At 43.8% G+C, this 14407-nt stretch carries 12 protein-coding genes and 1 tRNA gene; 5 read left to right on the forward strand and 8 right to left on the reverse strand.

The features are described 5' to 3' along the window. Window positions 1-115: 115 nt before the first annotated feature. The 3 genes from ACED25_RS00085 to ACED25_RS00095 are packed head-to-tail and all read right to left on the reverse strand — an operon-like array spanning window position 116 to window position 3070. On the reverse strand, window positions 116-580 hold the full coding sequence (locus ACED25_RS00085; RefSeq protein ID WP_371694456.1) for a GtrA family protein: 465 nt from the start codon (window positions 578-580) through the stop codon (window positions 116-118). After that, complete coding sequence (locus ACED25_RS00090; RefSeq protein WP_371694385.1) at window positions 567-2054, reverse strand: ArnT family glycosyltransferase; 1488 nt, start codon at window positions 2052-2054, stop codon at window positions 567-569. Before ACED25_RS00090 ends, ACED25_RS00085 begins: the two co-directional genes overlap by 14 nt. Continuing rightward, the gene (locus ACED25_RS00095; RefSeq protein ID WP_017101037.1) at window positions 2051-3070 is read right to left on the reverse strand and encodes a glycosyltransferase family 2 protein; all 1020 of its coding nucleotides are present in this window, start codon (window positions 3068-3070) and stop codon (window positions 2051-2053) included. The genes ACED25_RS00090 and ACED25_RS00095 overlap by 4 nt, the downstream gene beginning before the upstream one ends. 125 nt (window positions 3071-3195) lie before the next feature. Between ACED25_RS00095 and ACED25_RS00100 the strand changes: the two genes are divergently transcribed. The 4 genes from ACED25_RS00100 (at window position 3196) to ACED25_RS00115 (ending at window position 7080) form a co-directional block, all read left to right on the forward strand. Further along, window positions 3196-3873, forward strand: coding sequence for a response regulator transcription factor (locus tag ACED25_RS00100; RefSeq protein WP_009846415.1), 678 nt, complete (start codon window positions 3196-3198; stop codon window positions 3871-3873). Continuing rightward, window positions 3870-5168, forward strand: coding sequence for a sensor histidine kinase (locus tag ACED25_RS00105; protein WP_371694386.1), 1299 nt, complete (start codon window positions 3870-3872; stop codon window positions 5166-5168). The genes ACED25_RS00100 and ACED25_RS00105 overlap by 4 nt, the downstream gene beginning before the upstream one ends. A 127-nt stretch (window positions 5169-5295) precedes the next feature. Further along, window positions 5296-6225, forward strand: coding sequence for a 1-aminocyclopropane-1-carboxylate deaminase/D-cysteine desulfhydrase (locus tag ACED25_RS00110; RefSeq protein WP_371694387.1), 930 nt, complete (start codon window positions 5296-5298; stop codon window positions 6223-6225). 117 nt (window positions 6226-6342) lie between these two features. Continuing rightward, window positions 6343-7080, forward strand: coding sequence for a dienelactone hydrolase family protein (locus ACED25_RS00115; RefSeq protein WP_017101034.1), 738 nt, complete (start codon window positions 6343-6345; stop codon window positions 7078-7080). A 76-nt stretch (window positions 7081-7156) separates the two neighbouring features. Here ACED25_RS00115 and ACED25_RS00120 read toward each other — a convergent pair whose 3' ends face one another. From ACED25_RS00120 to ACED25_RS00140, 5 genes are all read right to left on the reverse strand, one after another. Beyond that, window positions 7157-8410, reverse strand: coding sequence for a D-amino acid dehydrogenase (locus ACED25_RS00120; RefSeq protein ID WP_122046849.1), 1254 nt, complete (start codon window positions 8408-8410; stop codon window positions 7157-7159). Window positions 8411-8635: 225 nt separating this feature from the next. Continuing rightward, window positions 8636-9562, reverse strand: a complete 927-nt coding sequence (locus tag ACED25_RS00125; RefSeq protein WP_371694388.1) for a LysR family transcriptional regulator — start codon at window positions 9560-9562, stop codon at window positions 8636-8638. 572 nt (window positions 9563-10134) lie between these two features. After that, window positions 10135-10225, reverse strand: a tRNA-Ser gene (locus ACED25_RS00130). A gap of 180 nt (window positions 10226-10405) precedes the next feature. Continuing rightward, a complete protein-coding gene (locus ACED25_RS00135; RefSeq protein ID WP_009846408.1) occupies window positions 10406-10855 on the reverse strand; it encodes an L-alanine exporter AlaE in 450 nt (149 codons plus the stop codon). A gap of 248 nt (window positions 10856-11103) precedes the next feature. Then, window positions 11104-13560 carry a hybrid sensor histidine kinase/response regulator gene (locus tag ACED25_RS00140; RefSeq protein ID WP_017104265.1) on the reverse strand — a complete coding sequence of 819 codons (2457 nt, stop codon included), beginning with the start codon at window positions 13558-13560 and terminating at the stop codon, window positions 11104-11106. Between the two features lie 171 nt (window positions 13561-13731). On the opposite strand from ACED25_RS00140, the gene ACED25_RS00145 reads away from it, so the two are divergent. Next, a complete protein-coding gene (locus ACED25_RS00145; RefSeq protein WP_009846406.1) occupies window positions 13732-14301 on the forward strand; it encodes a UPF0149 family protein in 570 nt (189 codons plus the stop codon). Window positions 14302-14407: the final 106 nt, after the last annotated feature.

Here is a 14407-nt window from a genome sequence, read left to right on the forward strand (position 1 = left end):
CCATTTACTTGGTTATCATAAAAATACAAAGCGCAGCTATTTAGCTGCGCTTTTTTGTGTCTGTTACTAATGAACTACCCAAAGGTTTCACTTGGTTATGTGATTACAAGGGATTCTAACGGGTAAAGACCCAATACTGACTAAACAAATAGTTAGTGACCATGCCCACCAAGATACCAACCGCCATGGTAATAAATACTGCCCCAGTAAACGCAGGCAGTAATTCCGTCATCAGCTTAAAACATAGCAAATTAGGTACCGCCGATATCGATGCGGTAAACATGAACTTTTGCCACTGAATCAACTTCTCTGACCAACTACCCTGACCTTTGAACTCAAAGGTCAGCACACGGTTACCAAACCACGTTGTCGTTGCGGCTGCAATGAAGGAGACAATTCTCGCAGTCATTAAGGGCAATCCAATAACGTAATGCATCAATGCAAACACTAAGCAATCAACAACAAACCCGCCAACACCAACCACAGCAAATCGAACCATCTTGTGGTGGGACTGTAGTCTTTGGCTATGTGATTGAAGCTTGTCATTAAACATTCGTAGCCTTGAGTTAACGCTGAACATCATTTTCACTTTCAATATGATTCAACGAAAAATTTGGTGTGTTGCTCTGGTGATGGCAGCTGAACAGAGCACGCTTAATCTTGACCGTCGGTTCCAAAATACACGTTAATGCGTTCTCTTTGATCTTAATTTCCACTTCCGCTTTATGGCCGATCAAATAGAATTTATCGATGCCATCTAGTTGCTCGATATCAAGAAGCTTTTTCGCTTGCCCATGACTGTAAAATTGCCCTGAGAATGGTCTTTTACCCACATAAAAACTTGGCGCAGAATCCGTAATCTGTTCAAAAATAATACGGTCACTTTTCTCGTTCGCCTTCCCTAAGTTCAGGTAAACCATCGCAATCATTAACAGCACAGGTAGCACCAAAGCCACACTCGAAAACCACTTCTTATCTTTTTCCACCACAAGTATAGCAACCAGCATCCCAAGGGCTGGAATCCCCGGCAGTACGTACGCAGGGAGAATATTGCCCGCCATAGTGAAAAGAATCAGTGGCGAAATCAACCAACAGACAAGGAATGAAAACAACCCACTATTCTCAGCGTTAATTTCTGCAATTTTCTTGCGACGAGCGAAAGTTAAAATAGGTAATACAATCGACCACGGCGCAGCGGCCTGAATCCAAAATACCCAGATCATGCCTCTGGTTTCATCATGAGCAGAACCGTATAAATCGCCCTCCCAACCACTCACAACAAAACGCTTAAAGTGTTCGCCAACAATAAAATAATCAATAAAGCCCGGAGTAGCCATTTCAGCCATAATGTACCAAGGCAAGGCAATCGCCAGCATGACACCTAAACCAGACAACAGTGGAAAGCGTTGCCACAACACTTTAAAAGCCCCAAAAATACCATGCTGTAATAGCAACCAAGGGAATACTGCGATACCCATGATCACAATCGCAACAGGACCTTTTGCAAGCAAGCCCAACGCCAAGCCTACAAATCCAACGTAACCCCAGGTTTTGTTGGTTCTCTCACTTCCTTCGCCTTTACAGTCTTCTCCACCGAGCCAACATAAGTAAAAGCCCAGCATCGCGATGGTCATGGCTAACGTTAACGCCATGTCGGTCATCACAGCACCCGCGGCGATAGAGAAAATCCCACATGTTGCCAATACAACAGCCGCCACTAAGGCACTTTGTCCCGTACGCTTCGCCAGATACGCGACCAATAGAATCGTCGCGAAACCTGCTAACCAATGCGGAGCACGCACAGCAAACTCACTCAAGCCGAACAACTCAATACCAGCAGCACTCATCCATGTGAACAACGGTGGCTTACCCCAAAAAGGAATACCGTAATCAAACTGAGGGGTTAACCAATTGCCAGTTTCTACCATCAAGCGAGCCATTTCTCCATAGCGAGCTTCAGTGGTGTCCATTAACGGATAAGTCGCCAAAGATAAAAGCCTTAAAACTAGTGCAAAAGCCAACAAATACCATAGATGCGTTCTGTTCAAACTCATGCTGATTCCTCTAATTTAAAATGTGTTTTCAATGCGGGAGTATCAACGACCGATTGGATCAGATAAAGAGGGCGATTCTTGGTTTCGATGAAAATACGACCTATGTACTCCCCCATTAAACCAATACTCAACAGTTGGATTCCGCCAAGTGCAAGTTGCACGACCATCATTGACGGATAACCCGTAATTGGCTCGCCAAACATCATGGTTTTGAATACGATGAAGACGCCATATACAAAAGCAGTAAGAGCCACTAAACCACCAACGGCCGTCGCAATACGCAGAGGTCGGATAGAGAACGAGGTAATCCCATCCATCGCCAAACCGATTAACTTGAGGTAGTTCCACTTGGTCTCGCCACAGAAGCGAGCATCACGCTTAAATTGGAGTGTCGCTTGTCGGAAACCCGGCCATGAAAAAATGCCTTTCATGTAGCGGTTACGTTCTGGAAGCTGATTGATATGGTCGACAACCTCTCGGCTTAACAGTCGAAAATCACCCACATTCTCAGGAACATCAATCTTCGCAGCCACGTTCATGACTTTGTAAAAGCTCGCTGCTGAAAACTTCTTAAACCATGTTTCACCATCACGCTGGCTGCGCTGCATATTGACGACGTCATAACCTTCGCGCCACTTGGCAATCATTTGCGGGATAAGCTCAGGTGGATCTTGTAAGTCAGCGTCTAGCAAAATCACCGCTTGTCCACGACAGTGCTCAAGGCCTGCGCTCATCGCTGATTCTTTGCCAAAATTACGGCTTAAACCGATAACAGAAATTGAGCTATTGATTGAAGTGAATGAACTCACCAACTCCAAGCTGTTATCTTTGCTGCCATCATCGACATAAACGATTTCACTGGTGATGGGTAAGCTATCCAGCACCTTGGTAAGGCGAGAGTGGAACTCTTCCAATACCTCTTGTTCATCGTAAAAAGGCACAATGATAGACAGAGAAACCGCAGGGTTGATCTGCGATGTAGATATCTTAGGGCGGCTTATATGAAGTTCAGACATAATACGTTCTTCTATTTTTTAATCTGAATCCAATCTACCCTCCCATAAGTGAAAGTTATGTTATTGACATATTTTTCACGCTCACTCAGGATAATGTTACCGTCTATTTCTGTATGAGAATCAAAATGAAACGAGTTCTATTAGTCGAAGATAACCGTGAAATCGCAGGTGTCTTGTTTGATTATTTTGAGTGTATTGGTATGGAACTCGATTATGCGGACAACGGCGAACTCGGCCTGCAACTCGCGTTGGAAAACTCATTTGATATCATCATATTGGATCTGATGTTGCCAAGAATGGACGGCCTCACGGTTTGTAATAAATTGCGAGACCAAGGCAACGCGACACCTATTTTGATGCTGACCGCGCTAGATAGCCGCGATGATATGTTGAAAGGGTTTGAGCATGGTGCCGATGACTATCTAACCAAGCCTTTTGATTTGGATATTTTAGAAGCAAGAATGAACGCACTAGTTCGTCGTTACCGCGGAAAAGTAGCCTCTTCAAAACTTCAGTTCGGTGAACTCACCATCGACCAAAAAACCCGTAAAGCTTACCGCCAAGATAAGCTTCTTGCGCTAAACCCAACCACTTACACCATACTTGAGATGCTCTGCCAAAACGCACCGGAAGTGGTGACTCGTGAAGATATCTCCTACAAATTATGGGAAGAAGATGAACCCAATAATGATGTGCTGCGCAGTCACATCTATCAATTACGAAATCAACTCGACAAGCCTTTTGACAGTCAAATGTTGATTACGGTTCCTAAAATAGGATTCCGCTTGGAGTCATCTAATTGATTTCCAACTTTCTGACAAGCACTAAAACCCTCACCGGCCGCTTAGCTGTTTTCTTTGGGCTAATGGCCGTGATTGTGTCTGCGTTCGTCTATGTCGTTTTTATTGTCGCGCTCTACATGTCTGAAGACCGGGTCGGTGAAAGACGCATCTTGATTGACCGCAATTACGCCGTCGAGCTATTTCAAGCCGGAGAAAGTGGTGAGTTAAGAATTGATGATCTGACAGTCGCCTATAACGACCCGTCATTCGTACCTCCCGAATATTATAAGCTCATTGCAAATAAAGAGAGCTTTCTCGGAGAGATCGGCGAAGAGCCAGAGTCAAGAATGGTCTATGTTGGCGAGTATTCTGACAAAGGAAAAACCCACCCAATAATCCTACTTTCCGAAATAGACCGTGTTGAATTTGCTATTTCTGAACTTGTGTACGCGACCGCCTTTGTGCTCACGTTACTTTCTATCTTAATTTTTAGTTTTGGTGCTCTGCTCTATCGACTGTCAAAACGACTGATTGAACCATTCAACTCTCTGTCTGAGCAACTTGAGTCGAATAAACTCAATCTCAACGAAGAGTTCGGTGTGAGTGATGATGCGGCAGTTGAATTTCGTCAGCTAACCGATCAACTGAATCAGTATCGTCGAGAAATCAATTCCTTGGTCAAGCGTGAACAAGCCTTTGCTCGATACTCAAGCCATGAGTTAAGAACACCACTAACCGTTGCTCGTGGTGCGAATAAATTGCTATTAAGAAGCGAAACCACCGAGTTTCAATCTCGGCAGGTTGAACGCATTGATGAAGCCATTGTTCAGATGTCTGAGATGGTCGATGCTTTGCTTGGCCTAGTTCGTTACGAAAGAAATAGTGACGATGCACCGCTGCGCTTGTTTAGCCAGCAAGAATTAGAGACCATCGTTTCCAAAAATACGTTACAAGCAAATGAGAAAGCAGTCGAAATATCCCTACTCATTCAATCTGAGCCTATAATTCAAGCCACCAGTGCGATCATGAACATGTTGGTTGGCAACTTGTTGAGAAATGCGATTGCAGCGACCAATAGTGGCACAGTGAGCATCACTCTCTCACAAGACAATCTGGTAATTGAAGACCAAGGAGAAGGCCTTCAGGAACAGTACAATCCGAATGGTCATGGATTAGGTTTATTGATTGTCGACGACTTGTGTCAGCGCTTCCATTGGGACTTTGAGTTGGTCAATCGCAACTCTGGAGGGTGTACTGCAAAAATCGCCTTTCAGACAGATTCCTCCTTATCCACATTAAAGCAAGCAAACTCGTAATACGAAGCTCAATACCCTATGAAAACTTGATTTAGTTGGTTTACAGCACTCGCTAGCTACTAGATACTCAGTAGTCCTTTTTGATTTAAAAATGCTGGCTCTTGAGTCAGCATTTTGTCTAAGTGCGATGAAACTAAATAATAGCCCTGTAACTCAGCATCAATACAACGATCACACCTTTTTCTTAAAGCGAGACGATAAGCTTCACTCCCACTTTTGCGGCAACAAAGCCAGAAAGTTCATGAAGCTACTGGAAGACGATCACCCAAACACCACCACTCTAATAAGCTATGGATCCGCTCAAGCTAACTCCTTGTTCTCGCTAGCCGCACTTGCAAAAATCAAAGGCTGGACGCTTGAGTTTTACGTCGACCACCTTCCTCAATGGCTACAAGAACGCCCACTCGGCAACTACCGTGGCGCTATCGATCTTGGGGCTAAGGTTATTTCAGTCAAAGAAACAGGCTCTGAGCTTCATCCACAAGCGTATATTGAACAAATAAGGCAACCAGGTTCCGATTGTATTGTGTTACCTGAAGGTGGACGTTCTCAGCTTTCTGAATATGGCGTGAAGCAACTGGCGATGGAAATACTCAGCTGGACGCGCTTCGAAAACAAACACGATTTTGTGGTGGCACTACCCGCTGGTACAGGCAGTACGGCTCTGTATCTACATAAGCATTTAAAAGTACACAATATCCCGGTGTTAACCTGTGCGTGTGTAGGTGGTAATGACTATTTAACTCAGCAGTTCAATGAGCTTGGCGAGACCGATCACCCGCAGATCTTACCGCTCAAAACCAAACACCACTTTGGTAAGTTGTATCAGCAGGATTATCAAACTTGGTTAGATCTACAAGAGCAAACCGACATTGAATTTGACCTGCTCTATGACCCTTTGATGTGGCAATGCTTGGAACGTTGGCAAGAAGACAACCCGACCAAAACCATCATCTATATTCATCAAGGCGGCATCTTAGGCAATGAATCGATGTTGCCGCGCTATCAGCGGAAGTATCCGGAGATGAGCATTAGCAAAACCAACGCATCTTGGTAATTTTTTTCCTTTATTCTCCAGTTTAGCTATTCAAGTTATAAACTGAAATCTGGCGAGAATCATCGCGTTATCTATACTTTCGATTGGAACGTCAATTGTCATCGAAAGGAATAACGCATGCGAAAACTCACAACGCTCGGCCTGTTTTCAGTTTTACTGCCCTTCTCTGCGATTTCAGGAGAAAACATCACTTACCAAGTCGATGGTATGGATTACGAAGGTTATTGGAGTGAGGCCAGTGACCAAGCGCCTTTGGTGCTGCTAATTCACGATTGGGATGGCTTAACTGATTACGAAAAGAAACGTTCTGAGATGCTCAACGAACTCGGTTACAACGTGTTCGCCATCGACCTATTTGGTAAAGGCATTCGCCCTACCGAAGTGAAAGGCAAAAAACAACACACAGGCGAGTTGTATAAAGACAGAGAAAAAATGCGTGCACTACTTAATGCGGGAGCGATGGAAGCGAAAAGGCTTGGTGGTAACTTAGATAACAACGTGATAATGGGTTACTGTTTTGGTGGCGCAGCCGTTTTAGAAGCCGCTCGTGCTGGCATCCCATCGAAAGCTTATGTCACCTTCCATGGCGGTTTATCGACACCTAAAGGACAAGACTACTCTGAGACAAAAGCTCCAGTTGTCGTGTTCCATGGTACAGCAGACGCCATGATCTCAATGCACGACTTTGGAAGCCTCGCAGCTCAACTTGAATCAAGCAAGGTTCCGCATGAAATGATCACCTACAGTGGTGCGCCACATGCCTTTACCGTATTCGGCTCAAACAACTATCAACAAGAAGCTGACCAGAAATCGTGGGATAGATTTACCCATGTACTAGAAACCACCACCAGATAATCTTCTCCTTGAGAACCCATAACCCCATTCTACAGTTTAAGAATGGGGTGACTTTAGTTAACACGGTGTCATGCCGCTACAAATAACGATGGATACTTAAGTCATCAGATTTAATATCACTGGCAGAGCCACTGACTATGCTTGCTAAGATCTTTCCTGAGCCACATGCCATTGTCCAACCTAATGTCCCATGACCTGTATTGGTAAATAAATTTTTGATAGGCGTCTTGCCGATGATAGGCGTGCCATCTGGCGTCATTGGTCTTAGCCCAGTCCAGTATTCAGCCTTAGAAAAGTCCCCCGCTTGTGGGAAAAGATCTTTTATCACCATATCAATCGTGGCTTTACGTTTTTCTGGGATTAGGTAGTCAAAACCAGCGAGTTCTGCCGTACCCGCGATACGAATACGATCATCAAATCGCGTCATCGCGACCTTGTAGGTTTCATCCATAACAGTCGAAGTCGGTGACTTATCTACATTCACGATAGGCAATGTTAGTGAATATCCTTTCACTGGGTAAACCGGTATAGACAAGTCGACTTGCTTTAATAGTTCTCGAGAATAGCTTCCTGACGCGACCACGTAAGCATCCGCTTTAAACTCGCCTTGAGTCGTTGTAATAGTCTCAATGGCTTGATTCTGATGATTCAAACTTACCACTTCAGTATCAAACACGAACCTAACACCGAGTTGCTTGGCTTTCTCAGTCAAGGTTAAACAGAACTGATGGCAATCACCGGTTTCATCATGAGGTAAGTATAAGCCGCCCACCAGCTTGTCTTTGACGTCCGCTAAACCCGACTCCACTGACAGACACTGGTCAACATCAAACAGCGAGTGTTCGATCCCACTCTCTGTTAATAGCTTCATATCCTGCTGAATAGCATCGAGTTGCTTCTCGCTTCTGAATACTTGCAAGGTGCCTTTCTGCCTGCCCTCATAAGCTAAATCTTCACTGGTTCTTAGATGAGTGAGACACTCTCGACTGAAGTTTGCCACTCTTAACATGCGTGACTTATTCATGGCGTACTTGGCTTCATTACAGTTGGCCAACATCTTAGTCGCCCAAGCAACTAATTCAGGAGAAAGTGACGGCTTCACTTTTAGAGGCGCATGCTCTTGGGTAAGCCATTTCATTGCTTTCAACGGAATCCCCGGTGCCGCCCATGGTGAAGAATATCCGTAAGAAATTTGCCCTGCATTCGCAAAGCTGGTTTCCTTGCCACTGCTATCTTGACGATCAATAACTGTGACCGAGTGACCTTCCTTCGCCAGGTACCAAGCACTGGTTAACCCAATAACACCGCTACCAATTACAATAACTTCCATTCTCTTCTCCTAATGCCCGACAAAGCCAAAATCTGTCTAACACAGCTGTCAGTCTAAAACTTGTTTCGTTAATAATTTGTAACTTATTCCGCGCATGTTGACTTAACAATAGAGGGAGCGTTGACAAAAACTCAATTCAACTTAAAAACGAATTCGGCAGTTTGGAACTGTGATATTGGCGGTATTTGGTCGCTTAAGAGGAGTCGCTAAGTAAATCTACTATTCTTAGATATTGTAAGCGTCATGACTCAAGAAAGTGGCGTTTTCAAGTAAGAAATCTAACAAGGTTTCGGCCTGTAGTGTGAGTGCGTGGTCTTTTAAAGATTGAACCTTAACCGTCGCCTTCGATAGCATCTCCAACTCGGTCGCAACCACTTCAATCTGCCCTGACTTTATTTCATCGATCACCGTGAGCTTAGGCATAAAGGTGACGCCCAACCCTGCTGAAACAAAGTTAGTCAGTGCAGTGACTGAGTTCGTCTGAAGCTTAGGTTCTAACGTGAAATGCGACATTTGCTCGGCCTGCTTAACCAATCGACCCATCCCTGTTGAGTTGTCGATCAACGCCAAAGACACATCCTTAATATCTTGCAGTGTCACAGGTGCTTCTTTCATCGTAAGGAAGTGCCCCTTCGGAGCAATCAATTCGAGCGGATGGCTACGTTCAACGTGGGAGTGCAGTTTAGGATGTGGAGCAGAAGCATAGGTTATTGCGAAGTCTATCTGTTGATCTTCCAACATCTTGACCGCGTCCAATGCCCCAGCAATTTCAATAGAAAGGTTGATATCAGGATAACGGGTCATAAAGGTTTGCATCGGCTTTGACACCAAGTTGGTAATAAACCCTTCACCGATGGCAATACTGACACTGCCTCCTTTGAGGTTTTTAAGCTTGGCTAGTCGAGTAAGCACTGCAGCCTCTCCACGAACAATGGAACGATAGTAATGCAGCAGCTCATTACCCGCCTCAGTTAACAGTGATTGGCGGTTGTTGCGTTCCCAAACTTTCATTCCCGCTTGCGCTTCGAGCTGGGTCAGCATTCTGCTCATTGCAGCAGGGTCAACATTCATCATCTTGGATGCCTTACGCAATGAGCCATACTTAGACAACGCGTTTAAATACTCAAGAGCACGGATATTAAAGTGGTGCATTCAACTTCCTTGTGATTCGACTGACACTAGATCAAGCGTCTCACAAATTGGCTGCGAACATGTATCCCATTTTATCAAGAACGTATTTACACTTACTAACTTGTGCACCGAGTCACTTCAAGACAGCTAAAGGCTCATGCTCGTTTATTCGATCTACTCTTGATAGACAGATGGAAAGAGCTTAAAGAACCTGTTTGAAACCGCTTAACGAAGCATTTTCGATGACATGGCACCTTTGAAGTTCGGCTTTCACTTGAGTAATACCAATCACAGTAAATAAGTGATCAAACATAGCGTAGGAAAAAAGCTTGAGAACAAGGCAGAATTTTTCGATAAGTAGTTATTCTACAATCAAAAATTCTAACGAAGTTATCGAGGTTTTTAACAAGCTAGGGTGACCAGTTATTTACTACGATTGGTATAATACCAATCACAGTAAGCAAGTGGTCATAAATAGCGTTGGAAGGCGTGATAACTAGGCAAAGGACTTTGGGCTAGAGATAGAGATAGAGATAAAATATAGGTGCTCTAAAACGAGAAAACCCCAGCATTTCTGCTAGGGTTTTGAATAGTGGTGGAAGGATGGGGATTTGAACCCCAGATACGCTATAAACGTATACTCGCTTTCCAGGCGAGCGCCTTAAGCCACTCAGCCATCCTTCCACAAATCGTGTGTTGAGCTTGTCACTCAACGAGGCGCTACTTTATTGATTCTGCTTGCTTTGGTCAAGAGGCATTATCAAAAAAAGTGCCTTTTTCAGTTTGTTCGATTACAAATTAACTCATTAGATCAAAAACAAACCAAATTTCATTCTATCGTTGTACTTACGCTTGTTGCTTTTCTTAAGCTTGTTGATAGTAGCCCGGAACTCTAAACCATTTACGGCACATATCTAAGAAATAACCGTACAGCACGCCCATACCACATGAGATAACAGCGTTACTGGTGACAGCCGTAACAATCTGGTCGCTCGAAGCACCTACTGCCAATAAAATACCGGCATACACAGGTGACTGGAATAACACGTACGCCACCAAGTCAGACAAATTTTTCATCAATGAGCTTTGTGAAAGCTTTGCGCCGTTACGCAAGAACCAATCACGAAAGACTCCATAAGGCCAAGCGATAGCTATGTTTACCGGAATAGATAACGTTCGAGAAGCAAGAGACTGCTCAAACGTCATACCAGAAATAAACACTTCAACAATCATTCCAGAAATAAAACAGAAAACGACCATAGCGAATGTATCCGCAGCTGCGTTTCGAATACAGAATGGACCACGAGACTTCATTGACGATAAACCTAAAATATATCACTATTTAATTAGTGATTTAACAACACATAAACAAGGCTAGATTACACCTAGCCAGATAATGTCACTATTAAATCACAATATAAGCAGTCATACATTCCAAATTAAAAATGAAGTTGTAAATTAACAACCAAAAACCACTTTAAAAGCAGTCACTTCCACCAACAAAACCCACAAAGGTCAAATAACGAGCGATTTGTTATTATATTTCCGTAATTAAACAACAACTATGCCATAGGAAGATTTACCGTAATGGTATTGATGATTTCTTGTTCAGGAGTGAAACCGAGAGAAACCTGCTCTAAAGCTTTATCGACGTGATCTGTGAGCTTTGCATTATTCATAGGTTCAGCATGAACACGCAAGCTCTCTAATGCAGACTTAATCAGCGCTAAGTTATTATCTTCGAGCGCAACGTACAGCGTGACGAGTAGCTCTTCGGTGTTATCTTTGTTTCGTAGATCAGGTTTAGGTAGTGACTCGCTGTTACTTTGCGAATCGTTTTTTTTCACATCCAGGCAATCAAGATCATGAGGTTTAACTTCATGGTATTGGTAAAGCTTGTTTGAATAGCGGAATAACGCATCATCCAACTCACGCTCATCAATCGGCTTGGCAATAATATAATCCACACCCGCACCAAGCATACGTTCGCGAGTCTCTTTAAAGACATCAGCCGTACAACCAAACACCAGTACCGATGATATCTCGCCTATCAAAGCTCGAATTGCAGTGGTTGATTCAACGCCGTCCATCACTGGCATATGGTTATCCATTAATACCAAATCAAAGCGCTCAGCCACCACGGCTTGTATCGCAAGTTCACCATTTTCGACGCTCTTACAAGTAAAGCCTTTACTGCTCATGAAAGTTTCAATAATGACTGTATTGGTTCGGTTATCTTCGACAATCAGTACCTTCAAGCCAGAGTAATCTAACTTCTTATGTGGCAAGCTCTCTATTTCACCAGGCTGGCAAGGCTTAATCTTCAAGCGAACATCGAAGCTGGTGCCTATCCCTTCTTCACTGGTGACGCTAATACTGCCCTCCATCAATTGGGCAATTTTCTTCACAATCGCTAACCCGAGACCTGTACCGCCAAAGCGTCTCGTAGTCGAAGACTCAGCTTGTTCAAACGGTTTGAAAATACGTTTTTGTGCTTCTTTAGATATACCAATACCGGTGTCGCGAACTCGAATACTAAGGTAGGTGTCACCTCCCTCTACGACCTCTTTAAGGTACACCTCGACAAAGCCTCGAGAGGTAAACTTGACTGCGTTGTTTAAGAGGTTAAATAAAATTTGGCGAAGGCGTGCTTTGTCTGAGAAGTACCAACGGCCAGAAGGCACTTCGGAGTACACTTTGAATTGAAGCCCTTTCTCGGAAGACAATGTGTAATAGACACTGTTGATACTTCCTATAATTGAATCAAGCGGGAATCGTGTTTCATCTAGGTCTAACCGACCCTGCTCTATCTTTGAAAAATCCAAAATTTCATTGAGTAACGTCATCATATGATCACCCGAATCATACAGGCTCTTAAGATGCTTCTCTTGCTCTGTGCTCAAAGGGGTTTTCAGTAAGATCTGAGCCGTTCCTAATACACCATTCATCGGGGTACGAATTTCGTGTGACAAGGTCGCAAGAAAGGCCGTTTTGGCATTGGTTGATGCTTGAGCTTTAACCTTCTCAGCTTCGAGATAGATGGTTTTTTCGTTGAAGGTTTTGATCAAATGTCCGATTTCATCATCACTAGAGTAGTCAACATCGATGATCTCGCCCGCTTTAGAACTATCAACTTGGGCGGCAATCGTTGTGATTGGGCTTATCAAATAGCGGTTCAGTAAGTAATAACCGGCCATGACACACAACAACAACAGCGGCACAATACCGCCTTCAACGCTCATTACCTGACGAAACACTTCGTCTGCTACTCGTGATTTTGAGTTGACGACATCCACTTGCCATCCAAACTCTCCAAATTGGTTACTACTAATATAAATTCCATCAACGAGATTGAAGTTATGAGAAACCAACACTTGGTTGAGTTTGTCTCTTAGAGTAATACCAAGGTTGTATTCTTCCGCATGGTTCTTGATAAAGCCGAGCAACTCTTCGAGTGAGAGATCCACCGTCGCGACACCTGCAAAAGTTCCATCGTAATAGTAAGGTGAAGATGCTGTGATCATTTGAACATGTGTATATGGGTCAATATACACATTGCTCCATGCAATGGTTCCCTGCACTTTGTTTACTACAGATGTATACCAATATTCGTTTTGATAAGGCGCATTTTTGGGGTTGTTATAAGAAAAGAGCTGGTCAATATCACCATCGTCGGCTTTGTTGAAAAAATAACTGTTAAGGATTTTATCAGAATCCAATGCATGCGGTTCTGGCCAAATACCTGCGCTGACGATCGTGTCATCGCTCGCCGCCAACATTGACTTAATAAATAACGGTATAACATCAGTATCACTGCGCTGCGCCTGAGCGAAACCAACCAAACTATCAACAAAACCTTGAGAGCTACTGAGGGGCTCTGTAATCAATTCCGATAACAGTTGTGTACGTAAGTCGAGATTTTGTTGCAACTTAGCGCGTACAGGAGATTCTACGACGTAATACGTCACACTACCGACAATGGCAATGAACATTGCGAGGTATACACCAAGCGCTACCATACTTTTTTTCTTAAGAGACGACCGTATTTGCATAATTATCTTGTTGTTTTCTTTTCTGTTTAACCTAGTGTTTATCACTAATGACATCAAGCGTTTTTAGATTGAAGCTTGATTGGCGCAAGTTCATTGGTACTATAAGCGCAAATATGTTCCCTTTTACGGTACCTCACTTTGACTTTACAAGATATTCTTGCGCTTCCAGAGTTGGAAGGAAAGCTAATCACAGAACACAAAACCATGGGCTTTGTCACTGCAATGGCAGCAGCTCCAAATGTGTTAACTCCTCATGAATGGCTACCATTCCTTTGGGGTGGCGAAGAAGTCGCGCCTTTTACCGACGGTGAACAGCTGGAAAGCTACATTGAAGTTATCATCGCGCTTTGGAACAAAACCCGCCCAGAACTGATCGAAGGTACTTGGGTATGGCCTGAAGCTTGTCAATTAGATGATGCAGAAGTTGTAAATACAGCAGCTCGCGATTTTTGTGAAGGCTTACTTCAAGGTTGGCAGATAGCCCGTGATGATTGGGAAACACTGATGCCCGAAGACAGCGAAGACAACGCATTGGTCGGCGGCGTGTTGCTTTCACTAAGCATGCTTTACGATCCAGAAACTTCCATTGCTACGCTTGCAGAACAAGGCATCGAAGGCCTTGAGCAATTTGAAGAGATCTTTAATGCTGTGCCAGTGATGCTTTGCGGGTTAACGCAACGCGGTATCGCATTAGCCGAAGCTCAATAATTTTCCATTCTCTCTAAAGCGAGAGATATAAAAGAAATAAGCTGCGCTATATTCGAACGATAGTAAGAAGGCCTCACAATGAGGCCTTCTTTCGCTTCAGGAGAGA

The sequence above is a fragment of the Vibrio sp. 1F263 genome (assembly GCF_041439035.1).
In the GTDB taxonomy this organism is placed as follows: Bacteria; Pseudomonadota; Gammaproteobacteria; order Enterobacterales; family Vibrionaceae; genus Vibrio; species Vibrio tasmaniensis_A.

Coding starts and splice junctions, on each gene's coding strand:
- ACED25_RS00120 (WP_122046849.1), bottom strand. CDS start 8,410: ATGGAAGTTATTGTAATTGGTAGCGGTGTTATTGGGTTAACCAGTGCT.
- ACED25_RS00090 (WP_371694385.1), bottom strand. CDS start 2,054: ATGAGTTTGAACAGAACGCATCTATGGTATTTGTTGGCTTTTGCACTA.
- ACED25_RS00125 (WP_371694388.1), bottom strand. CDS start 9,562: ATGCACCACTTTAATATCCGTGCTCTTGAGTATTTAAACGCGTTGTCT.
- ACED25_RS00085 (WP_371694456.1), bottom strand. CDS start 580: ATGTTCAGCGTTAACTCAAGGCTACGAATGTTTAATGACAAGCTTCAA.
- ACED25_RS00135 (WP_009846408.1), bottom strand. CDS start 10,855: ATGAAGTCTCGTGGTCCATTCTGTATTCGAAACGCAGCTGCGGATACA.
- ACED25_RS00095 (WP_017101037.1), bottom strand. CDS start 3,070: ATGTCTGAACTTCATATAAGCCGCCCTAAGATATCTACATCGCAGATC.
- ACED25_RS00110 (WP_371694387.1), top strand. CDS start 5,296: ATGAAACTAAATAATAGCCCTGTAACTCAGCATCAATACAACGATCAC.
- ACED25_RS00140 (WP_017104265.1), bottom strand. CDS start 13,560: ATGGTAGCGCTTGGTGTATACCTCGCAATGTTCATTGCCATTGTCGGT.
- ACED25_RS00100 (WP_009846415.1), top strand. CDS start 3,196: ATGAAACGAGTTCTATTAGTCGAAGATAACCGTGAAATCGCAGGTGTC.
- ACED25_RS00115 (WP_017101034.1), top strand. CDS start 6,343: ATGCGAAAACTCACAACGCTCGGCCTGTTTTCAGTTTTACTGCCCTTC.